Origin of the sequence: Maribacter algicola (assembly GCF_003933245.1) — a bacterium.
GTDB lineage: Bacteria > Bacteroidota > Bacteroidia > Flavobacteriales > Flavobacteriaceae > Maribacter > Maribacter algicola.
Window position 1 is genome coordinate 1 of record NZ_QUSX01000003.1, and the last position, 24,531, is coordinate 24,531.

Here is a 24,531-nt window from a genome sequence, read left to right on the forward strand (position 1 = left end):
GTGTTCGTGTCCGTCAATGCCGCGATTTGAGCTAAGGGAATACCTACCATATTACCATCAGAATCTACCATAACCAAATCCGTTCCCATCACCAAAAAGGCATTATTGGTGGTATTGGTGTCTATTGACGCGGCAATGTCCGCAAGGGCTATCGTGACCGTATTACCGTCAGAATCGGTCAATATCAGGTCCGTACCGTTCTCTGTAAAACTAGCATTTGTAGTATTATTATCACTTGAGGTCAATTCCCAGGAATTACCGTCCCAAAAAAAGATGGTACCCGTATTGGTATTCACGTACAAATCTCCCAAATCGGCACCACTGGGAGTTACGGATCCCGCAGTGGTGACTGCCGTACCCTGTAATACCTCGCAGTTACACTGATCTTCAAGTGTTACTGTCGTTTGTGCGAACGTGATTCCGGATAGTAATAAAAATATCCATAAAATTCTTTTATCCATCGCTTTATGTTTACTTAAATACTTTGTCATTTTATGATTGACCCTGTTAATATTGTTGTTCATATTCATAGTTGGTCGGTACTCGGTTTCATGCGTAGATACACCACGGCATGTTAATTCTTTACAAAATTAGCCTTACACCTAGGCTAGAGAAATAATTGTTGTGTAAGTGGAATTTCGCACGGTCTACGTCCTAAAAAATGAGGTTACCACCTTTAAAATATTTCAAAAAATCAGAGACACTTTATCGATTAACCCACTATTTACAGTAGCTTTCAAAGGTGTGCTTGTAGTCTAAAAACTAGATTTTAACATCATTTATTGGGAAGATCAGTTCTTCTTTATCCGGTAGGTAATCCTCTTATTCGTAATCAAGGTGTTTGCCCTGATTTCACTCTGAGGTGAAAATTCTGAAGTGCTATTTCCAATTGTTGCGGTAGCCGTAATATATTCCCCAATGGTTACTCCTGGGGGTAAGGGAAAGGTAAACTTAAATTTGTTGGTATTATCCGTATTTCCATCAGTATCAGTATATGGTAATATTTTTGAATCCAGATCCAACCCGCTGCCTTCGACCAAGGTTGAAATATACACCTGACCTTCCCCATAGTCCCTTAAAAGACCCAATTGATTATCCCCGGCACTGGCAGTACCTTCGTTAATATCGGTCATAAAAAATTCCAGGGTCGCTCCAGGTCGTGACCAACCTTCCACTGTTAATGAAGTAGCACTTCCATATACACCTGATATGATAGGGAAATTGAGGCTGCCGTTAGGTCCACCATCGGTATCGTTTAAGTCGTTTATGGTCACTCCATCGCTCGAAATATCAATGCCCAAAGCAGGTGCGTTGGTACCATTTGCATAAAATGAGTTCTGACTTATTAAATTACCGTTCCCGGACCCAATTAAGGCGATTCCCGCACCTCCATTGCTGTGGATAACATTATTGGATATTTGAGAGTTGCTACCAGCCAAGTCTATACCCATATCCTCTGGACCACCTCCACAATTGCCTCCATCCTGACCTGATCCCGTTATCGTATTTTCCAAAATAATAAGATCGCCCGAGGATGAGGCCGCATCGATTCCTAGGGAGGCCGCATTCTCAATTAGGTTTTGTTGAATTACAATACCACTTCCTCCGCTTATGAGTATGTTGTCATCACAGGCCGCATCTCCATTAGATGTAATATGATTATTCTGAACAATGCTGGACGACCCGCCGCTAATTACTATTCCGCTATCCGTGTTGGTAGCTATATAATTGGAATCCACCAACATGCTTCCTGCTAGATTCTCAATAGCTATGTCAATATTTCCCGCATTTATACCGGAAGCATTTAAACCCAATAGATTATTTTGAATATCAATACTACCTCCGTCAATACGAACACCGGTATTGTTATTGGCGAAAATTGCCAAATTTCTTATGGTGACATTACTTCCTGAAGATTTGAATACATCGCCATTATCCCTATGGACCTGTACCTCTGGTAGTGAATAATTTGGTAAGGTAATTGCCGATACACCCACATTAATACCTCCCGAACCAATATTTCCACTATTGGAATCCCCTGAGTATGCTGTTTGTGTTCTACCATCAATTACTGTATTATTATCAGTAATTGTAGTCATTGGATTTCCATTGGAAATATTTATATCAAAAAAGCCTCCCGAGTAATTGGCATCTGGAGATCTTCCAAGAGTGTCTCCACTAGGAGGAATCATAAAGATAGATATATCCTCTCCCGCATTAGGATCAAACAATACATTGGGCTCTACATCTAAGCCCGCTTCATTTAGATTATTAGAGTTGATTATAAATTGCTCTAAAGATCCTTGTCCATCTTCATTTGTATTAACAATAGTATTGAAATTAAACCCAAAGTCTATTCCGGCTACACCATTTCCAGCCACCGAAACATCTGAAACACTTTGGGCCCCGACCAAAACACCTAAGGCAACATCTTGGTTGGCCGCTGGAGCTTTTCCTCCTACTTCATTAACAACGTCCGTTAATGCCCCAGCAGATCCGAATACTCTAAAAGTCTGTACAGGATAACAAGATGAACAGTTATTTCCTCCACCTCGTGTTGATCTTACCGTACCATTAACCACTTTAATGCTGTAATCCCCATCAGCCATACCTCCAAAGGAATAGTTACCATTGACATCAGTAGTTTTTCTCTGGACAAAATTACCAGAGGAATCGAACAATTCTACTATTGAACCTTGAATACCTATACCAGAGGAAGTAAGATGGTCACGCCCTTGACCTCCCGGGTAGTTAATATCCTCGAAAACCGTTCCTGCTATAAGGTTGGTTGGCACTTTGAGTACCACCGCTGCCGATATCACGAAATCCTGACCAGCATCTACATTCGCAGTTACCTGACTATCCCCTGGTGAAATATAGGAGGAAATGTCATAAGTATCCAGATCTACCCCATAGGATGTCGAAGAGTTGAAGACTGGCCCCACCGTATTATCATAAATTGTTGAGTTGTATGCATTGTTTCCCGGTTGACCCCCATCACCAGAAAGTACAAAAGTCGTATTCGCCTGATTGGTTATAGATAATTCCTCGGGATTCGTTGAACTTGGATGCGAACCATCTAAGGTAGCGTCACCTTCCCAAGACAAAAAGGTTGCTTTGGCTCCCGAACCTGCTATCGCATAAAAAGAATCTAGGGTAAAAGAAGTACCTGCATTGCTAAAACCATCAAAACCTTGATACAAGTTGATATTTACTGCCGGTAAAGATTTGTCCTCATAGAATACCATTAAGGTCCAACCGCCTAAAACCGTTTCGGAACTACAATAAGTAGATGAATTGTCTATCGTCAAATCCGAAAAGTCAAATACATTGGTAGATGGATTGGGTACCCCTTGAACTATACTGGTTACATCACTTACATATCCATAAAAGTTTCTTGTAGTCAGCGTCGTTTGATATATATAACCTGCATTAACAGTTTGTCCCTCAAAAGTCACTTGTTGGTCCATTACTCCGCTAGAGTGTGCCCAATATAAATAAGCCTTTTCTATAGTTGCTGTTGCAGGAATAGGGGAAATCAACTGATTGGAGGAACTTGTGGTAATTAAACATGCCTCACCAGGCTGACCATTTTGCATTGTTCTGAGTGATCCACCCGTGGTTGAATAATCATAATAACCATCAAACTCTTGAAAAAGCGTCAATGGGTCATTTGCTAAAATTTGAGAGTTTATAGTCCCAGTGCCTGTATCCGAATAATTAACCGGAACGTCCGGTGCATTAGCGCCCGTGAACTCTATTGAAAAGCTTTCTGAAATTTCTGGTATACCATCATTGACGATTGGGATCGATATGGTTTGAACATTGCCCACTTCTCCATTAAAAGTCAACGTTCCAGAGGTAGCTGTGTAGTCGCTACCTGCCAAGGCACTTCCGTCGACCGTTTGAAAATCTACTGTAAAAGGTGTTTCTACAAAACCAAAAAGAAAAATATTTCTACCGTGGGGAGCTCTGGTAGACCTCACGGTAAATATTGCGTTTCCGATATCCTCATCAAAAGTTATATCATCGATTATAATTTCCGGACCATCAGGAATACAGCTGATGGGTGCTTCCCATCCAGCTCCAGTGGTATTATTATTAGAAGTAAACCTAAAAGTTAAACATCCAGAGGTATGATTAGAATTAACTGTTGATGGAATATTGTTATTATCGTATTGACCAATAAGTGTACCCGATGTATTGGTTCCTTCATATATGTAAAGAATATCGCCTGATCTTACATCGAAAGAAGTAAAATCAATACTAATGTATGTATCTGCAACATCAGGACATATGGTATAGACCATATTCTGATTATTACCATAATCCGATAATCCTCCAGGATCTAAAAAAACCTTTCCACATTCATTTACCGTGGTACCGTTTGTCATGGTTATGGAATCATCATCGTTTATGGTTCCTATACCTACATCGGTTATGTCAACATCTGGGTCTGATACGGATATAATGTTCAAAGTAAACGTTTCTGCATTTTCTACTAATGTATCGTCAGTAATTGTAATGGTTACAGTTCGAGTTCTGCCTGAATTCCCATTAAAATTGAGCGTTCCAGAATTTGAATTATAATCAGACCCAGCCGAAGCGGTAACGTTACTAGTTTGATAGGTGACATTAAATGGCCCCGAAGCATCATTGCCTGTATGGGTCACTGTAAATGTTAGCGTACCTGCATCTTCATCAACGGTAATATCATCTACCTCCATAATCGGTCTTGGCGCTAAGGTAGTAGTGGAAATTTGAAAATTATCAATAAACGCATAGTCGTCATTCCGCCAATTACTATTCGATTTTAAGAATCTAACTGTAGTATTGGCCGATATATACGCTGTAATATCCTGATTAAAACTCCCAGAATTATTATTACCGGAAATAGTACCAATAGTTGTATAGCTTCCACCCCCATTATTGGAAATTTGGACCGCCAATTGGCGACTACCCCCTAAACTTATGGCTTGCCAATCAAAACTTAAAGTTGCCGAAGAAGCACCGGAGAGATCCGCAGACCTGATTATGTTCTCCCCCCAAATATAGTAGAACTCCAAACGGTTACTACTAATTTGAATGTATTGACTACTAGGCCCCAAATCCGTGTCGCCAATTTCAATCCAATTGGTACTAAAATTCTGGTTACCGTCATTATTAGAATAGGAAACAGAATTGAAATTGTCTCTATAGGTGTCCTGCCCAATAGTGATTTGACAAGCCAAGGTCAAGACAAGAATTATGAACAATCGAAAGAACTTCATTTTAATTCAACCAGATTAATAAACGAAGTTAACACTTGGGGAAAGTATCAATAAACAATTGTTGTGAAAGGGTTAATCGATGAAGTGTAGCCCTTAAAAAACGTTATTGAGTTTTACATGAAGTCACCCATAATAAGAAAAGACAGCCCATTTAGCTGTCTTTTCATTTTGAAACTTTTGTCATTAATTATTCAAAGATGATAAATTCCGATCTTCTGTTGACATCGTGTTTGGCAGCAGTACATGGTACTCCATCAGCACATTCATTCAACAGTTTTGTTTCCCCAAAACCTTCACTTAACAGACGCTCTTGGGATATTCCTTTCTTAATCATATAATTCACCGTGGACTCCGCCCTTTTTTGGGATAACCATAAATTATAGGCAGCAGGTCCTCTACTATCCGTATGGGAATTGACCTTTATTTTTAGGCTGGGATATTTTTCCATAGCAGCAATTACCTTTTCGATTTCGACTTCTGAGTCCTTTCTGATATTGTATTTATCAAAATCAAAATAAATGGTGCTCAATTGCAACAATTTTGCCAGATCATCCCCATAACCAGCCGTTATCCTATCCCTTTCCAAGTAAAAGTCTATAATTTTTGGTTTTCCATCAGATACTCCAATATACTCTTCATGAGGCGTATATCCTTCCATTAAGGCTCTTACAAAATTCCCTTGATTGCAATCCAAAACCAAACTATAGGTTCCCTTAGAATCGGTAATAGTCGATAAGAGCTCTTCATTGTCCTCATTGATTACTTTGATCGTGGCACCAACCAATACTTGATTGGAAATCTTATCCCTCACCGTTCCCGTTACTTGTTGAATACAATCAAAAACCAAGGGTTCATTTTCAACAAAGGCATAGATGTCATCATATCCCATTCCAGTCTCCCTATTGGACGCAAAATAGCCCACTCTACTCTCCTCGTTAAAAATAAAAGTAAAATCGTCCTTAACGCTATTCACGGGTTCGCCCACGTTCATGATATTTCCACTGAAATCCTTACGTTTTATCTTTGTTCCAAAGATGTCCAAACCACCTAGGCCTGGATGACCATCCGATGAAAAATATAGAATTTCTTCTTGCGTTACAAAAGGAAATGTTTCACGTGCTTCCGTGTTGATATTACTTCCCAGATTGACGGGGGGACCAAAAGTGCGGTCCTTGTTAATTTCTACCATAAAAATGTCTGAAGCCCCCATAGTTCCGGGCATGTCAGAAGCAAAATACAAGGTCTTCTCATCTGGACTCAAGGCAGGGTGCGCCACCGAATATGAATCACTATTGAAGGGAAGTTCCTCTACCTCTCCCCAAGTACCATCTTCCATCATTTGTGCCCTAAATATCTTCAGTCTAATGATGCCTTGCTCATCTTTTTTATATTTACCCTCAATAATGTTATTCCTTGTAAAATATAGGGTTTGGCCATCCTTGGTTGTTATGGAGGTAGATTCATGTAGACGTGTATTTACATAGTCGTCCAACTTGATGACCTTGTTCAGGGATGCGCTATCGGCATTTACTTTATATAAATCCAAAAAATCCTTCCCGTTCCAAGTATGCCTATTTCTGGCAAAGTTCCCTGTGTCCCTATCGGAAGAAAAAATAAGTCCCTGTTCATAAAAAGACGGAGCAAAATCTGAATATGCCGAATTATATGGAAAGTTTTTTATTTCATATCTGCCAGAATTCCTTTTGATGTCTGCCAGATAATCTTCTGCACTTTTATATTGTTGGGCTCGGGCATCATTCGATGTCATTTGGGAAAACTTGTCCATTATTTCACTTGCCCTATCATAATCCTTCAAAGATTTTAGTGTTTGTGCATATTTGAAATAATCTTCCGCGGTTACTTCCGATTGAAACTCATTTACCAGTCTATCAAAGGTTTCTCCTGCTTCCTTATAATCGGCATTATAGTAGTAAGAATTTCCCAGTTTTCGTAGCAAATCTGCCGACACATAACCTTTATCCAAAACCTTTTTATAAATATCGATGGCCGGACTAAATGAATACTCTTCGTACTTTTCATTTCCCTTTTTTAAAAACCGTTCCTGGGCAAAAGAAATTCCCATAACCAATTGGGTGGTTATTATTAGAAAAAGGATATGTACTTTTTTGAACTTGTGCATATTTTAGAAGAATCGAGGTGATACCAAACGTTGAAAAGATCTGACCAACTCAAACCTTAAAAAGACTTCAAAAGAGCCATCATTGAACTGGGTTCCACCAAGTTCTGTGGTTTCCCTATCATAAGCCAATCCCAACATAAACTGTTCGGATATTTGAAAACCGACCAATGCACTTGCTGCAGCGTCCCATCTGTATGCCGCACCAAAGGTAAATTTGTCATTGAACATGAAATTGGCAGACAGGTCTACCTGTAAAGGAGCCCCTCCAACCACCTTGGTCAATAGTGCAGGTTTGAATTTTAAATTTCCGTTCAGGTCAAACACATAACCGGTAATGAAATAAAAATTGATTCTTTCTTTCGATAAAAATTCCAAGGCATTTGCATCAGTTTGGGAATTATCAAAGTGTTCCGTCTGCAAAAGATTTGGAGCGGATAAACCTAGATAGAAATTATTGGTATGATAGTACATCCCCAATCCAAAATTTGGTGAAAACCTATTTTCGATATTATCCGTACTAACAGGTTCTGCATCAAAATTTCTTAGTTTATTAAAATCTAGGCTCAGAATATTGCCACCCGCTTTAAGTCCAAATGAAAGTTTTGCTTCTCTAGAAACATCTATAGTATAGGATACCATTGCATCCAAATAAGTCTCTTGTACAGTTCCATCTCCAATTTCGTCATTGACAATAGACACCCCATAGCCCAATTTGCTATTTCTTATAGGGGAATGTAAGTTTAAGGTAAAAGTACTTGGCGCACCTTCCAATCCAATCCATTGAGAACGGTATAATCCTGCCATACTTAATTGCCCCCTTGATCCCACATACCCAGGATTTACGGTCATCGTATTATACATATATTGGGTGTACTGCGCATCTTGCTGCGAACTTGCCTCCTCTAAAAAGATAAAAGTAATAGCTAAAAAAGTTAGTATCCTGTATCTGATATTCATATAGTTATGCTTTTATCTGCTGATGTAAATATACTCACTATCCACAACATTTTCCCCGTCCAAGGTAGTGTAGTTAAATATGTAAAAGTATACACCTGAAGGTAAATAATCTTCCACGCTCAGGGTAGATCGGCCCCTTGAACGGCCATCAAAAACATTATTTTGGTTATTATAGTTTTCCCCTTCGTAAACCGAAACTCCCCATCTGTTAAAAATTTTCAAGGTACTTTGTCTTATATTATCCGTACCTCGGATAAATAGAAAATCATTTTTACCATCGCCATTGGGTGTCAACAATTGATTTACCTCAACCTTTAGGTTAATAATTTTTTCTACTAAAACACTTACTGTTGCCGTATCACAGATACCTTCTGTATCACAAACCGTATACTCAAAACTATCCGTTCCGTTAAATCCTTCACGTGGAGTATAGGTTACCGTATCATCTGAAATATCGTCCAGGGTTCCGCCATCGTTTATCTCAACTGTTCCATTTGAAGGGTCAGTTACCGTTAATTCTCCATCCATAGGTATCCCCAAATCATTGTTTAAAATATCAATTTCAATGGACGTACCCTGTTGCGTAGATACCTCATCGTCAACCACATCCAAAGTTGGTGATGTTCCTACAATAATAGTTACGGTAGCCGTATCACAATTGCCCTCGCTATCACAAACAGTATACTCGAAAGTGTCAGTTCCGTTGAAGCCGGCATCCGGGGTGTAGATTAGAATATAATCCGTGATATCGTCTGGGGTACCACCATCGTCTATGGCTACGGTTCCATTGGTTGTCTCGGTTACCGAAAGTTCGCCATCTGCTGGTATCCCCACATCATTTGCCAAAACATCAATATCCGTTACTGTGTCTTGCGGTGTAGTAACCTCGTCATCGACTACATCCAACATCTGTGGTGTACCCACCATAATGATAACTGTTGCAGTATCACAGTTTCCTTCGTTATCACAAACTGTGTACTCAAAACTGTCCGTTCCGTTGAAGCCGGCATCCGGGGTGTAGATTAGTATATCATCCGTGATATCGTCCGGGCTTCCCCCATCGTCAATTCCTACGGTTCCATTGCTTGGTTCGGTTACGGTCAACTCCCCATCCGAGGGAATTCCCGTGTCGTTTGCCAATACATCTATTTCCGTTGCCGTATCCTGAGGTGTAGCAATCTCATCGTCGACTACGTCCAATACTGGGGGTGTCCCAACAGTTATTGTGACTGTGGCCGTATCACAGTTTCCTTCGGTATCACAAACGGTATACTCGAAAGTGTCCGTTCCGTTGAAGCCATCCTCAGGGGTATAAATTAGAACATCATCCGTGATGTCGTTCGGTGTTCCGCCATCGTTAATTTCCACTGTTCCATTGGTTGGTTGCGTCACAGTAAGTTCTCCATCCAAAGGGATATTCATATCATTCTCCAATACGTCTATTTCCGTTGTAGTGTCCTCAGGAATAGAGAACTCGTCGTCCACAACGTCAACAATGTCTGTCGTTGGATCTAAATAATCAGGAGTCCCGTCGTTGTCCGTATCATCGTTGGTTGGGTCCCCATCACCGTTGGGGTCCTCGTCGGGCGTGTCGATGCCATCCCCATCGTCATCCAAATCGCGATAGTTCACGTCCTCGGTTCCATCCGTATCCGGTAGGTCGTTTGCAGGATCATCGATTTCATCGTTTACGTCAAAACCGTCGTTAACGTCACTTCCCTCGTAACCATCGTCCAATCCGTCGCCGTCGGTATCTATGCCTGTAAAGGTCTGGTCCGGGATGCCGTCGAAGTTAAAGTCGTTCCCTTCGTTGTTGTCCGGTACCAGATCATTGTCGGAATCATCGTCCAAATAATCCAACTCGTCAGTACCATCCGTGTTCACAGGTGTAATACCATTAGGGTATGCACTGTTCACACCGTCGTTGCTTGCGTACGTAGTGGCATCATCGTCATTAGGTGCAATGTAACCCGATGTCGTCTGGGCCTCTACGTTGTCCGGGATGCCGTCGTTGTCGCTGTCGATATCCAAATGGTTGGGATATCCGTCACCATCGGTATCCAATGGATCTGTCAAAGGGTCGTTGTCACCGTCTAGGTTGGGGTCTTCGACCGTATCTAAAATCCCATCGTTGTCGTCGTCCAGATCGGAACTATCCGGAACCCCATCACCGTCCGTGTCCGTTCCTGGAGAGTCGGGATCTAGGAAATCGGGCGTCCCATCGCCATCGGTATCGTCGTTCGTTGGGTCGCCATCACCGTCGGGGTCCTCGTCGGGCGTGTCGATGCCATCCCCATCGTCATCTAAATCGCGATAGTTCACGTCCTCGGTTCCGTCCGTATCCGGTAAATCATTCGCAGGGTCATCAATCTCATCGTTTACGTCAAAACCGTCGTTAACGTCACTTCCCTCGTAACCATCGTCCAGTCCGTCACCATCGGTATCGATGCCTGTAAATGATTGGTCCGGGATGCCGTCGAAGTTAAAGTCATTCCCTTCGTTGTTGTCCGGTACCAAATCGTTATCCGTGTCATCGTCTAGGTAATCCACTTCGTCCACACCGTCCGTATTGACAGGGGTGAGTCCGCCGGGATAGGCACTGTTAACTCCATCATTGCTTAGATAGGTTGCCTCATCGTCATCGTTCGGTGCTATATAACCATCTGTGGTCTGGGCCTCCACATTGTCCGGGATGCCGTCGTTGTCGCTGTCGATATCCAAATGGTTGGGATATCCGTCACCATCGGTATCCAATGGATTTGTCAAAGGGTCGTTGTCACCGTCTAGGTTGGGATCCTCCACCGTATCCAATATCCCATCGTTGTCGTCGTCCAGATCGGAACTATCCGGAACCCCATCACCGTCCGTGTCAGGACCTTGATTATTATCCACGTCCAAATAGTTAGGTCTGCCATCATCATCAGTATCGTCATCGGTAGGGTCGTTGTTGCCATTAATGTCTTCCTCAGGTGTCGTCAAACCGTCATTATCATCATCAAAATCCCTAAAATTAACATCATCAGCACCATCTGTATTTGGGAGATCATTGCCTGGGTCGTCAATCTCGTCGTTCACGTCAAAACCATCGTTGACATCACTTCCCTCGTAACCATCGTCCAATCCGTCGCCATCGGTATCGATGCCTGTAAATGATTGGTCCGGAATGCCGTCGAAGTTAAAGTCATTCCCTTCGTTGTTGTCCGGTACCAAATCGTCATCACTATCAAAATCTTGATAATCCGGTTTATTGGGTGGCGGGGTGCCATCGGTATTAACTGGTGTCAAGCCACCAATATATGCACTATTAACACCTTGATTTGAAAAATAAGTAGCAGGGTCATCATTATTTGGAGCAATGTAGCCTAAAGTCGTCTGGGCCTCCACATTGTCTGGAATGCCATCGTTATCAGTATCTATATCTAAATGGTTAGGATATCCATCATTGTCCCTGTCGTTAACTGCTACTCCTTCACCAGCTCCAGGATAAGATTCGTAAGTATCATCCAAACCATTTCCATCCGAATCAATTCCGGATTTTGGTCTGTAAGTATGGAAGTTTTGGCCTTCCAAATTATCTAAAATACCATCATTGTCCGAATCCAAATCTAAATAATCTGGAACTCCATCACCGTCAGTGTCCGTAGGATTGGTTGCGGGGTTATTATCCCCATCGAGGTTCTTATCTTCTACCAAATCCACAATTCCATCACCATCATCGTCAATATCTTCATGGTCGTACACACCATCTCCATCGTAGTCCGTAAAGACGAATGCATTGTTAATAACGGTATTTGCCTGTAGGGAGCAATAAATTAAAAAGCCAATTAATACTAGGAAAAAGTATCTAAAAGGTCTGGTATTAAAACCAGTCGTATAACTTTTCATTTCCATAATGATAGTTTATTAAAACAATCACCATGACATGTACGTGTAGTAAGGTAGGATTTGGGCTTTCCCTAACGAAAATTATGCGCAAGATACATTCTTAAAATTCAAGTATTGTTTAATTCGGATAAGTTGTTAATAAATCTCTTTAAACTGTGAAAAAATACTTACATTTTCCCTATTTATAGTCCTTTAGACATGTTTTAACTATAAAAGTAACCATCCTGTTTAACTAAATTAACAAACAAATACATCCCATTTACAAAGTGTTCAATTTAGCTTACTTTTGCGGCAAATTTTGACCGAATGAGTTTCAAAAAAGAGATTGAAAGAAGAAGGACTTTTGGTATTATTTCGCATCCGGATGCAGGTAAAACGACGCTAACCGAAAAATTACTATTATTTGGGGGAGCCATTCAAGAAGCAGGCGCAGTTAAAAACAATAAAATTAAGAAAACTGCCACTAGCGACTTTATGGAAATTGAACGCCAGCGAGGAATTTCCGTGGCTACTTCCGTACTGGCCTTTATTTATAAGGATAAAAAAATAAATATTCTAGATACTCCAGGACACAAAGATTTTGCCGAAGATACTTTTAGAACCTTGACCGCGGTGGATAGCGTTATCGTTGTCATTGATGTTGCAAAAGGTGTGGAGGAACAAACCGAGAAATTGGTAGAAGTGTGCCGTATGCGCAAAATACCCATGTTGGTCTTTATAAACAAACTGGACCGGGAAGGACAGGATGCTTTCGACCTAATGGATGAGCTGGAACAAAAACTAGGTCTTTCAGTGACCCCACTTAGTTTTCCCATTGGTATGGGATACGATTTTAAGGGCATATACAATATTTATGAAAAAAATATAAATTTATTTAGCGGTGACAGCAAAAAGAATATAGAGGAAACTATTGCCTTTGATGACATTGAAAGTCCAGAATTGGAAAAGATCATCGGTACAAAAGCGGCCGAGAATCTCAGAGAAAATCTAGACCTTGTTTGGGGTGTCTATCCTGACTTTAATAAGGAACTTTATTTAAAAGGGGAACAACAACCGGTATTTTTTGGTTCTGCATTGAATAATTTTGGGGTAAGGGAATTATTGGATTGCTTTATAGAAATTGCTCCTTCCCCAAAAGATAAAATGGCCGAAGAACGCTTGGTAAAGGCTGATGAAAAAAACCTAACCGGGTTTGTATTTAAAATACATGCGAATATGGACCCCAAACATAGGGACCGTTTGGCATTCGTAAAGGTGGTGTCCGGTACATTTGAACGAAACAAGCCTTATCATCATGTCCGGCTGGACAAGAATTTGAAATTTTCCAGTCCCAATGCATTTTTTGCGGAGAAAAAGGAAATTGTTGATGTTTCCTATCCCGGGGATATCGTGGGGCTACACGATACTGGAAATTTTAAAATTGGAGACACCCTAACGGAAGGTGAAGTTCTGCACTATAAAGGCATTCCCAGTTTTTCGCCCGAGCACTTTAGGTACATAAACAATGCAGATCCCATGAAGTCCAAACAGCTATATAAAGGGATTGACCAATTAATGGATGAAGGGGTTGCTCAGCTATTTACCTTGGAAATGAATGGCCGAAAAGTAATTGGAACTGTTGGGGCCTTACAGTTTGAAGTAATCCAATACCGTTTGGAACACGAGTATGGTGCAAAATGTAGTTATGAAAATTTTCCTGTTTATAAAGCCTGTTGGGTGGGTACGGATAATACTAAAAGCGATGAATACAAGGAGTTTATCCGCGTAAAGCAAAAGTTTCTGGCCAAGGACAAAAGGAATCAGTTGGTGTTTTTGGCCGATTCCCAATTCTCCCTGCAGATGACACAGCAAAAATATCCTTCCGTAAAACTTTATTTTACTTCTGAACTGGAATAAAAAAGTCCCGCTTGAAAGCGGGACTTTACTTTTTTAGGCCTCGCCTGTAGGACCAAAATTTAAGGGTATGGTCGGTTGTTCATAATCCTTAATGGTACCATGGGCCTTTTCAAACCGTTGTACATTATCGTTTAATGCCTTTAAAAATTTCTTGGCGTGCTGGGGCGTCAATATAATTCTACTTTTGACCTTTGCCTTTGGAGCACCGGGCATCATACTAATAAAATCAACTACAAATTCTGAAACTGAGTGATTTATAATGGCCAAATTCGAGTAAATACCTTCAGCCGTTTTTTCATCCAACTCTATATTGATTTGTTTCTGATTTTGATTTTTATTTTCGCTCATACTATGTACAAATGATAATTAAAAAAGAAAAAGCCCTCACTTATGAGGGCTTTAATATTAGAATCTTAAGGCCTCTTTTCTAGCCATGATTTCATCATATTCTTCCTTAGATCCTACGATTATGTTTTCATAGTCCCTCATACCGGTACCTGCCGGTATTTTATGTCCCACGATTACATTTTCTTTCAGACCTTCCAAGGTATCCACTTTACCACTAACGGCTGCCTCGTTCAAGACCTTGGTTGTCTCCTGGAAGGAGGCCGCTGATATAAACGACTTGGTTTGTAACGAAGCTCGAGTAATACCTTGGAGTATAGGAGTTGCTGTGGCAGCAACTGCATCCCTAGCCTCTACCAATGCCTTATCATTTCGTTTAAGAACAGAATTTTCATCTCTTAGCTCCCTTAAAGTAACGATTTGACCTGGTTTAAGGTTCTCAGAATCACCTGCTTCCATAACGACTTTCTTACCAAAAATCTCATCATTTTCGATAATGAAGTCATCTTTATGAATAAGTTGGTTTTCCAAGAAAATAGTATCTCCCGGATCTTCAATTCTTACTTTACGCATCATCTGTCTTACAACAACCTCAAAGTGCTTATCGTTAATCTTCACACCTTGTAAACGGTATACCTCCTGTACCTCGTTAACCAAGTATTGTTGTACAGCTGATGGACCTTTTATCGCTAATATATCCTCTGGAGTAATAGAGCCATCAGAAAGTGGCATTCCCGCCCTTACGTAGTCATTTTCCTGAACTAGAATCTGGTTGGAAAGCTTTACCAGGTATTTCTTAATTTCTCCGAGTTTGGATTCGATTATGATTTCTCGGTTACCTCTTTTAATTTTACCAAAAGAAACAACACCATCAATCTCGGATACAACCGCTGGGTTGGAAGGATTACGAGCCTCGAACAATTCGGTTACCCTTGGAAGACCACCGGTAATATCCCCTGCCTTAGCGGACTTACGAGGTATCTTGACCAAGATTTTACCTTCTTTGATCTTATCTCCGTCGTCCACCATTATATGGGAACCAACAGGAAGATTATAAGAACGTAATGTTTCTCCTTTATTGTCCTGAATAAGAAGCGTTGGAATCAACCTTTTGTTTCTAGATTCAGAAATCACCTTTTCTTGGAAACCGGTCTGTTCGTCAATCTCGACTTGGTAGGTAACACCCTGCTCAATGTTTTCGTACGCAATCTTTCCAGGGAATTCAGAAACGATAACTCCGTTATATGGATCCCAAGAACAAATTAAATCACCTTTCTGGACCTTAGCACCGTCTTCAATGAAAAGTTGCGAACCATATGGGATATTATTCGTACTTAGGGTAATGCCCGTTTTGGCATCCACCACTTTAATTTCGGTAGTTCTGGAAATAACGATATTTACAGGCTTACCTTCTGAATTCTCACCCTTAACGATTCTCAAATCTTCTATTTCGGCGATACCGGAGAATTTAGCTTCAAGTTTGTTATCCTCAGATATGTTACCAGCAATACCGCCCACGTGGAAGGTACGCAAGGTCAACTGAGTACCAGGCTCACCAATGGACTGTGCAGCCACAACACCAACAGCTTCACCTCTTTGAACCATTTTATTGGTAGAAAGGTTTCTACCATAACATTTGGCACAGATTCCCTGTTGTGCCTCACAAGTCAATGCAGATCTTACCTCTACGGTTTCTACAGGAGACGCCTCAATTTTCTTCACATCGGACTCCATAATTTCCTGACCGGCAGTCAATAATAACTCCTCTGTAATTGGATCATATACATCATGTAACGAGACACGCCCTAGAATACGTTCTCCTAAAGTTTCAACAATTTCCTCGTTCTTTTTTAGTGCTTGAACTTCAACACCTCTTAACGTCTCACAATCTTCTATGTTGATGATAACATCTTGGGATACATCCACCAAACGACGTGTTAGGTAACCTGCATCCGCCGTTTTAAGGGCCGTATCCGCTAGTCCTTTACGTGCACCGTGCGTAGAGATAAAGTATTCAAGGATTGAAAGACCTTCCTTAAAGTTGGAAAGAATAGGGTTTTCAATAATTTCACCACCACCGGCCGTAGATTTTTTTGGTTTTGCCATCAATCCACGCATACCTGTCAACTGACGAATCTGCTCTTTAGAGCCCCTCGCACCGGAATCCAACATCATATAAACCGAGTTGAATCCTTGTTGGTCCTCCCGTATACGTTTCATGGCCAATTCGGTCAACATGGCGTTTGTAGAAGTCCAAACATCAATTACCTGATTATAGCGCTCGTTGTTGGTTATCAGACCCATGTTATAATTAGCCATAATATTATCGACCTGTCCATTGGCATCGGCAATCATTTCATGCTTTTCTTCCGGAATGATAATATCACCTAAACTAAAGGACAATCCTCCCCTAAAGGCGAAATCGTATCCCATAGTTTTAATCTTATCTAAGAAATCAGCTGTAGTAGGCACATCGGTAACGGATAAAATATCCCCAATAATGTCCCTTAAGGATTTCTTGTTCAATACTTTGTTAATATATCCAGCCGCTTCAGGTACTTCCATGTTGAACAATACCCTACCTACAGTAGTTTGGATAATCTGGTATACCAGTTCCCCGTCTTCATTGAAATCTTTGGCCCTTACCTTAATTCCCGCATTCAAGGCCACTTTACCTTCATTGAAAGCAATTTCAACCTCTTCCGCAGAATAGAATGTCAAACCTTCTCCTTTTACTGGTACCTCTGGTGTGGATATACGCTCTTTGGTCATATAATACAGACCCAAAACCATATCTTGTGAAGGTACGGTAATTGGAGAACCATTAGCCGGGTTCAAGATATTATGGGAAGCCAGCATCAACAATTGAGCTTCCAAAATGGCCTCTGGGCCCAATGGCAAGTGAACGGCCATCTGGTCACCGTCAAAATCCGCGTTGAAGGCGGTACATACCAATGGATGTAGGCGAATCGCCTTACCTTCTATTAATTTAGGCTGGAATGCCTGAATACCCAAACGGTGCAACGTAGGTGCACGGTTCAGTAATACGGGGTGTCCTTTCAATACATTTTCAAGAATATCCCAAACAACAGGTTCTTTCTTATCTATAATCTTTTTGGCAGACTTAACGGTCTTAACTATACCCCGTTCAATCAATTTCCTAATGACAAAAGGCTTATATAGCTCGGCAGCCATATCCTTTGGAAGGCCACATTCGAACAATTTCATTTCTGGTCCAACAACGATAACCGAACGTGCCGAATAATCCACACGTTTACCCAATAGGTTTTGACGGAATCGTCCTTGCTTACCTTTCAAGGAATCAGAAAGCGATTTCAAGGGTCGGTTAGACTCGGTTTTTACTGCCGATGCCTTTCTGGTATTATCAAAAAGTGAATCGACCGCTTCTTGAAGCATACGTTTCTCATTTCTCAGAATGACCTCAGGAGCTTTGATCTCTACCAACCTTTTTAGGCGGTTATTTCTGATGATTACCCTTCTATACAAATCGTTCAAATCCGAAGTCGCAAAACGACCACCATCCAAAGGAACCAATGGACGCAATTCTGGCGGAATTACCGGAATTACTTTCATAATCATCCACTCTGGAAGGTTTTCACGGTTATCCTGGGATTCCCTCAAAGCCTCAACAACCTGAAGTCTTTTCAAAGCTTCGGTCTTTCTTTGTTTTGAAGTCTCCGTATTTGCCTTATGTCTTAATTCAAAAGAAAGTTCTTTCAAATTGATTCTGCCCAAAAGATCGATCAAACACTCTGCACCCATCTTCGCAATGAACTTGTTAGGATCGGTATCCTCCAAGTATTGATTCTCTTGGGGAATGGATTCCAAAATGTTCAAATACTCCTCTTCGGTCAAGAAATCCATTTTTTTAATTTCCTCACCTTCAGGTCCTTTGGCGATACCAGGCTGAATTACTACGTATCTCTCGTAGTAAATAATCATGTCCAATTTCTTGGAAGGAAGGCCTAACAAATAACCAATTTTGTTTGGCAATGACCGGAAGTACCAAATGTGTGCAACAGGCACTACCAAATTGATGTGACCAACCCTATCCCTACGTACCTTTTTCTCGGTAACCTCAACACCACAACGGTCACAAACAATACCTCGGTAACGGATTCTCTTATACTTTCCACAGGCACATTCGTAATCCTTTACGGGTCCGAATATACGCTCACAGAACAATCCGTCACGTTCTGGTTTGTGGGTTCTATAGTTAATTGTTTCAGGCTTTAAAACCTCACCCCTTGACTCTGCCAAAATTGCTTCTGGCGAAGCCAATCCGATTGAAATTTTATCAAACCTTTTTACTTGGTTATTATCTTTTATTCTAGCCATAATAGCGTACTGATAATGATTTTAATTGTGTTTAAAATAGCCCCAAAAGACCATCGCTTATTCTTCCAATCGAATATCCAAACCTAATCCCTTAAGTTCGTGCATCAATACATTGAAAGATTCTGGTAAACCAGGTTCTGGCATCGTCTCACCTTTCACGATGGACTCATAGGTCTTCGCCCTACCGATAACATCATCCGACTTAACGGTCAATATTTCCCGCAAGGTTGCAGAAGCACCGTAGGCCTCCAAGGCCCAAACCTCCATTTCTCCAAATCTCTGACCACCAAACTGGGCTTTACCACCCAATGGTTGCTGCGTAATTAAAGAGTATGGTCCTATAGAACGCGCGTGCATCTTATCATCTACCATGTGACCTAGTTTCAACATATAGATGACTCCCACAGTAGCAGGTTGATCAAAACGCTGTCCCGTACCACCGTCAAATAAATAGGTGTGTCCAAATCTTGGGATACCGGCGTCATCGGTATATTTGTTTATTTCATCCAAAGATGCACCATCGAAAATAGGCGTAGCGAACTTTCTACCTAATTTTAGTCCGGCCCAACCCAATACGGTCTCATAAATCTGACCAATGTTCATACGGGAAGGTACACCAAGTGGGTTCAACACAATGTCCACAGGCGTTCCATCTTCCAGGAACGGCATATCTTCTTGACGTACTATTCTGGAAACGATACCCTTGTTACCATGACGACCGGCCATTTTATCACCTACTTTAAGCTTACGCTTCTTGGCTATGTAAACTTTGGCCAATTTCATAATTCCTGCAGGTAATTCATCACCAACGGAAATCGTAAACTTATCCCTTCTCAGGTTACCCTGAAGGTCGTTCAATTTGATTTTATAATTATGAAGCAAGTCTGCCACAGAATTATTTGTATCGGCATCCGTAGTCCAACTTCCACCCACCAAGTGGGCAAAGTCATCAACAGAGTTTAACATTTTCATAGTGTATTTCTTACCTTTTGGCAATACTTCCTCACCTAGATCATTCAATACACCTTGAGAAGTTTTACCATTTACCAGCGTAAACAGTTTTTCAATCAAGATATCCTTTAATTCTTGGAACTTAACTTCATATTCCAATTCCAATTTGGATAGTTCCTCCTTATCCTCAGAACGCCTTCTCTTATCCTTTACAGATCTAGAGAAAAGTTTCTTATCTATAACGACACCTCTTAGGGATGGTGAAGCTTTCAAGGAGGCATCCTTTACATCACCGGCCTTATCACCGAAGATGGCACGCAATAATTTCTCCTCTGGCGTAGGATCTGATTCTCCTTTTGGAGTAATCTTACCTATTAATATGTCGCCAGGTTTCACTTCGGCACCAATACGGATCATACCGTTTTCATCCAAATCCTTTGTTGCTTCTTCCGAAACGTTTGGAATATCGTGTGTAAGCTCTTCAGCACCTAATTTAGTATCACGGACCTCCAAAGAATATTCATCTACGTGGATGGAAGTAAATATATCTTCTCTCACCACTTTTTCAGAAATAACGATAGCATCCTCAAAGTTATATCCCTTCCAAGGCATGAAAGCTACGGTAAGGTTTCTACCCAACGCCAATTCTCCTTTCTCAGTCGCATACCCTTCGCACAATACCTGGCCTTTTTTAACCCTATCCCCTTTCTTTACGATTGGCTTCAGGTTTATGCTAGTACCTTGGTTCGTCTTTCTAAATTTAACCAAGAAATATGTCTTTTCATCTTCATCAAAGGAAATCAATCTTTCTTCGTCCGTTCGATCGTACTTTATAGTAATTTTTTCAGCATCCACATATTCGATTGTACCATCACCTTCCGCATTGATCAATACCCTTGAATCTGAAGCTACCTGCCTTTCTAGACCGGTACCAACAATTGGGGATTGTGGTTTTAGAAGTGGGACTGCTTGACGCATCATGTTCGATCCCATCAAGGCACGGTTCGCATCATCATGCTCCAAGAAAGGAATCAGGGATGCAGAAATAGATGCAATCTGGTTTGGTGCAACATCGGTATAGTGAATTTCAGCAGGATCAACTACTGGGAAATCACCTTCTTCCCTAGCAATAACCTTATCGGTATCAATCTGGCCATTTTCCTTAAGAGGAATGTTTGCCTGTGCAATCTTCATTCCTTCTTCTTCCTCGGCACTTAGATAGACGTAATTCTCCAAATCTACTTTGGAATTCTCAACTTTTCTATATGGAGTTTCCAAGAAGCCCATTGGGTTTACCTTGGCGAATACCGAAAGGGATGATATCAAACCAATGTTTGGACCTTCAGGTGTTTCTATAGGACATAAACGTCCATAATGAGTATAGTGCACGTCACGTACCTCAAAACCGGCCCTTTCCCTAGAAAGACCCCCTGGCCCAAGTGCTGATAACCTTCTTTTATGTGTTATCTCCGCCAATGGATTCGTTTGATCCATGAACTGAGACAGCTGGTTGGTACCGAAGAAGGAATTGATTACCGAAGATAAGGTCTTCGCATTGATCAAATCGATCGGGGTAAACACCTCGTTATCACGTACGTTCATACGCTCACGAATCGTTCTTGCCATACGGGCAAGACCCACACCAAACTGTTGTGACAATTGCTCACCTACCGTACGTACGCGACGGTTTGAAAGGTGGTCAATATCATCAATCTCCGCTTTCGAGTTAATTAACTCTATTAAATATTTTATAATGGTTATGATATCTTCCTTGGTCAAGACTTGTTTGTCCATTCCAATATCAAGACCCAATTTTTTGTTCATTCTGTAACGACCCACTTCACCTAAGTTGTAGCGCTGATCGGAAAAGAACAATTTATCGATAATACCCCGTGCCGTTTCTTCATCGGGCGGCTCGGCATTACGCAATTGCCTGTAAATATGCTCAACAGCCTCTTTTTCAGAATTCGTTGGGTCCTTTTGAAGTGTGTTATGAATGATGGCATAATCAGACTGCGCATTGTTCTCCTTGTGTAAAAGAATAGTCTTAACGTCAGCCTCCAAAATTTCGGCAATATGCTCCTTTTCCAGAATCGTATCTCGATCTAAGACAATTTCGTTTCTCTCGATTGAAACTACCTCGCCTGTATCCTCATCCACAAAATCCTCATGCCAAGTGTTCAAGACCCTTGCCGCCAATTTGCGACCAAGAACTTTTTTGAGTCCGGCATTGGAAACTTTTACTTCCTCCGAAAGATCAAAAATTTCCAAAATATCCTTATCCCTTTCAAACCCGATTGCCCTAAATAAGGTAGTAACGGGTAATTTTTTCTTTCTGTCGATATAGGCATACATGACACCATTGATATCTGTTGCAAATTCTATCCAAGAACCTTTAAAAGGAATCACCCTGGCAGAATATAACTTGGTTCCGTTGGCGTGAAAAGATTGTCCAAAGAAAACGCCTGGAGATCGGTGCAATTGGGAAACAACCACTCTTTCAGCTCCATTTATTACAAATGTACCACTTGGCGTCATGTAAGGAATGGTCCCTAAATAAACATCCTGTACTATTGTTTCGAAATCTTCGTGTTCTGGATCTGTACAATATAGTTTTAACCTCGCCTTTAATGGAACGCTATAGGTAAGACCGCGCTCTATACACTCTTGGATAGAGTATCTTGGCGGATCGATAAAATAATCTAAAAATTCCAGTACGAACTGATTTCTTGTATCAGTAATTGGAAAGTTCTCCATGAAGGTATTGTACAATCCTTCATCACCTCTTTGATCAGATTTGGTTTCAAGCTGGAAAAAATCTTGAAAAGATTTGATCTGAATATCCAAGAAATCCGGATAGTGCGGAGTATTCTTAGCGGATGCAAAATTTATTCTTTCAGTCTGATTTGTGAACATCTACGGACAGTGTTTTGATCGTGAGTACTATTTGGGTGGTATACCTCTTTATATACCTAATTCTATAAAAAGGCTTAGGTCTAACCGCAGAATGCGAAAAGACCTAAACCAAATTCAATATGGTTAAAGCTATTATTTAAGCTCAACTTCCGCTCCTGCTTCTTCCAATGATTTTTTGATACCTTCTGCTTCATCTTTGGAGATACCTTCCTTAACAGCCTTTGGTGCGCTATCAACGATATCCTTAGCATCTTTCAATCCTAAACCTGTCAATTCCTTAACCAATTTAACCACTGCTAGCTTAGAAGCTCCTGCAGATTTCAATATTACATCGAATTCTGATTTTTCCTCTACGGCTTCACCAGCATCAGCGGCACCACCACCAGCAGCAACGGCTACTGCAGCTGCAGCAGGCTCGATACCATACTCATCTTTTAATATAGCGGCCAACTCATTTACTTCCTTTACTGTAAGGTTAACCAATTGTTCTGCGAAATCTTTTAAATCTGCCATTTTCTATCGTTTAATAAAATTTTAAAATATACTTAGTTTTTAGTGCGTACTTATTTTTCAGATAATGTTTTAAGGATACCGGCAAGTTTACCTCCACCAGATTTAAGTCCGGAAATAACATTTTTAGCTGGGGATTGTAACAATCCAATAATTTCCCCTATCATTTCTTCCTTGGACTTAATGCTAACTAAAGCATCCAAAGTTTCATCACCTATATAAACTGCTTCTTCAACAAAGGCACCTTTTAATAAGGGCTTATTTGATTTTTTCCTGAAATTCTTGATAAGCTTTGCCGGAGCGTTGCCAACTTCAGAGAACATTAAAGAGGTATTCCCCTTCAACACTTCAGGTAGTTCACCAAATTCCTTTTCGGAAGCTTCCATTGCCTTTGCAAGCAATGTATTCTTAACTACTGCCAGTTTGATATTTGCCTTAAAACAAGCCCTTCTTAAATCAGAGGTTGTTCCAGCGTCCATTCCAGAAATATCCGCTAGGTAAATAATGGAATTCTCACCCAACTGCGTAGTTAAATCCTGTATAACCGTTGCTTTTTCTTCTCTTGTCATAATTGATATTTTTAACTAGCAGTGCTTAAACTGACTTTGGGTCCAATTGAACACTTGGGCTCATGGTGCTTGACAGGAAAATACTTTTCATGTAAACACCTTTAGCGGCAGTTGGTTTCATCTTGTTCAATGTCTCCAAGAGCTCCTTAGCATTGCCTGCAATTTTATCGGGAGAGAAAGAAACTTTCCCTATTGCGGCATGTACTATACCCGTCTTGTCAACTTTAAAATCAATTTTACCAGCTTTCACCTCAGATACGGCCTTGGCAATATCCATTGTCACTGTACCTGTTTTTGGATTGGGCATTAATCCTCTTGGTCCAAGAACACGTCCTAAAGGGCCCAGTTTACCCATAACACTTGGCATAGTGATAATTACATCAACATCTGTCCAACCGTTTTTAATTTTATCCAAATATTCGTCCAATCCAATATAGTCAGCACCTGCTTCCCTTGCTTCGGCTTCCTTATCTGGTGTAACCAAAGCCAAAACTTTCACATCCTTACCGGTTCCATGAGGAAGTGTTACCACCCCACGTACCATTTGATTCGCCTTACGTGGATCTACACCCAAACGCACGGCAATATCTACGGACGCATCAAACTTTGTGCTTGTTATCTCTTTTACTAAAGCAGAAGCCTCTTCTAAGGAATACAATTTGTCCTTTTCGATTTTAGAGTGGGCTTCCTTTTGCTTTTTTGTCAATTTTGCCATTTAATTGCTTTTTAAGAT

General features: G+C 40.9%; 12 protein-coding genes. 1 reads left to right on the forward strand and 11 read right to left on the reverse strand.

Annotated elements, in window-relative coordinates; genetic code table 11:
- The 5 genes from DZC72_RS14925 to DZC72_RS14945 all read right to left on the reverse strand — a co-directional run.
- Positions 1-461, reverse strand: a 461-nt coding sequence (locus tag DZC72_RS14925; RefSeq protein ID WP_133306767.1) for a hypothetical protein, incomplete at its 3' end; no start/stop codon positions are given.
- A gap of 330 nt (positions 462-791) precedes the next feature.
- Complete coding sequence (locus DZC72_RS14930) at positions 792-5,270, reverse strand: beta strand repeat-containing protein (RefSeq protein WP_125223744.1); 4,479 nt, start codon at positions 5,268-5,270, stop codon at positions 792-794.
- Between the two features lie 187 nt (positions 5,271-5,457).
- Positions 5,458-7,410 (reverse strand): OmpA family protein, encoded by a 1,953-nt coding sequence (locus tag DZC72_RS14935; protein WP_125223745.1) that lies wholly within the window; start codon positions 7,408-7,410, stop codon positions 5,458-5,460.
- Positions 7,411-7,413: 3 nt separating this feature from the next.
- On the reverse strand, positions 7,414-8,367 hold the full coding sequence (locus DZC72_RS14940; protein ID WP_125223746.1) for a PorP/SprF family type IX secretion system membrane protein: 954 nt from the start codon (positions 8,365-8,367) through the stop codon (positions 7,414-7,416).
- Between the two features lie 12 nt (positions 8,368-8,379).
- Positions 8,380-12,252: an Ig-like domain-containing protein gene (locus tag DZC72_RS14945; protein WP_125223747.1), complete on the reverse strand. Its 3,873-nt coding sequence runs from the start codon at positions 12,250-12,252 to the stop codon at positions 8,380-8,382.
- 306 nt (positions 12,253-12,558) lie between these two features.
- On the opposite strand from DZC72_RS14945, the gene DZC72_RS14950 reads away from it, so the two are divergent.
- Positions 12,559-14,148 (forward strand): peptide chain release factor 3, encoded by a 1,590-nt coding sequence (locus tag DZC72_RS14950; protein WP_125223748.1) that lies wholly within the window; start codon positions 12,559-12,561, stop codon positions 14,146-14,148.
- 33 nt (positions 14,149-14,181) lie between these two features.
- Here DZC72_RS14950 and DZC72_RS14955 read toward each other — a convergent pair whose 3' ends face one another.
- From DZC72_RS14955 to rplA, 6 genes are all read right to left on the reverse strand, one after another.
- Positions 14,182-14,496 carry a DUF3467 domain-containing protein gene (locus tag DZC72_RS14955; RefSeq protein WP_094997917.1) on the reverse strand — a complete coding sequence of 105 codons (315 nt, stop codon included), beginning with the start codon at positions 14,494-14,496 and terminating at the stop codon, positions 14,182-14,184.
- A 57-nt stretch (positions 14,497-14,553) separates the two neighbouring features.
- Complete coding sequence (gene rpoC, locus DZC72_RS14960) at positions 14,554-18,852, reverse strand: DNA-directed RNA polymerase subunit beta' (protein WP_125223749.1); 4,299 nt, start codon at positions 18,850-18,852, stop codon at positions 14,554-14,556.
- A 57-nt stretch (positions 18,853-18,909) separates the two neighbouring features.
- Positions 18,910-22,719: a DNA-directed RNA polymerase subunit beta gene (rpoB, locus tag DZC72_RS14965; protein WP_125223750.1), complete on the reverse strand. Its 3,810-nt coding sequence runs from the start codon at positions 22,717-22,719 to the stop codon at positions 18,910-18,912.
- Positions 22,720-22,851: 132 nt separating this feature from the next.
- Positions 22,852-23,232: a 50S ribosomal protein L7/L12 gene (gene rplL / locus DZC72_RS14970; RefSeq protein WP_099545816.1), complete on the reverse strand. Its 381-nt coding sequence runs from the start codon at positions 23,230-23,232 to the stop codon at positions 22,852-22,854.
- A 50-nt stretch (positions 23,233-23,282) separates the two neighbouring features.
- Positions 23,283-23,798 carry a 50S ribosomal protein L10 gene (gene rplJ, locus DZC72_RS14975; protein ID WP_094997913.1) on the reverse strand — a complete coding sequence of 172 codons (516 nt, stop codon included), beginning with the start codon at positions 23,796-23,798 and terminating at the stop codon, positions 23,283-23,285.
- 25 nt (positions 23,799-23,823) lie between these two features.
- Positions 23,824-24,513, reverse strand: a complete 690-nt coding sequence (gene rplA, locus DZC72_RS14980; protein WP_125223751.1) for a 50S ribosomal protein L1 — start codon at positions 24,511-24,513, stop codon at positions 23,824-23,826.
- Positions 24,514-24,531 lie beyond the last annotated feature (18 nt).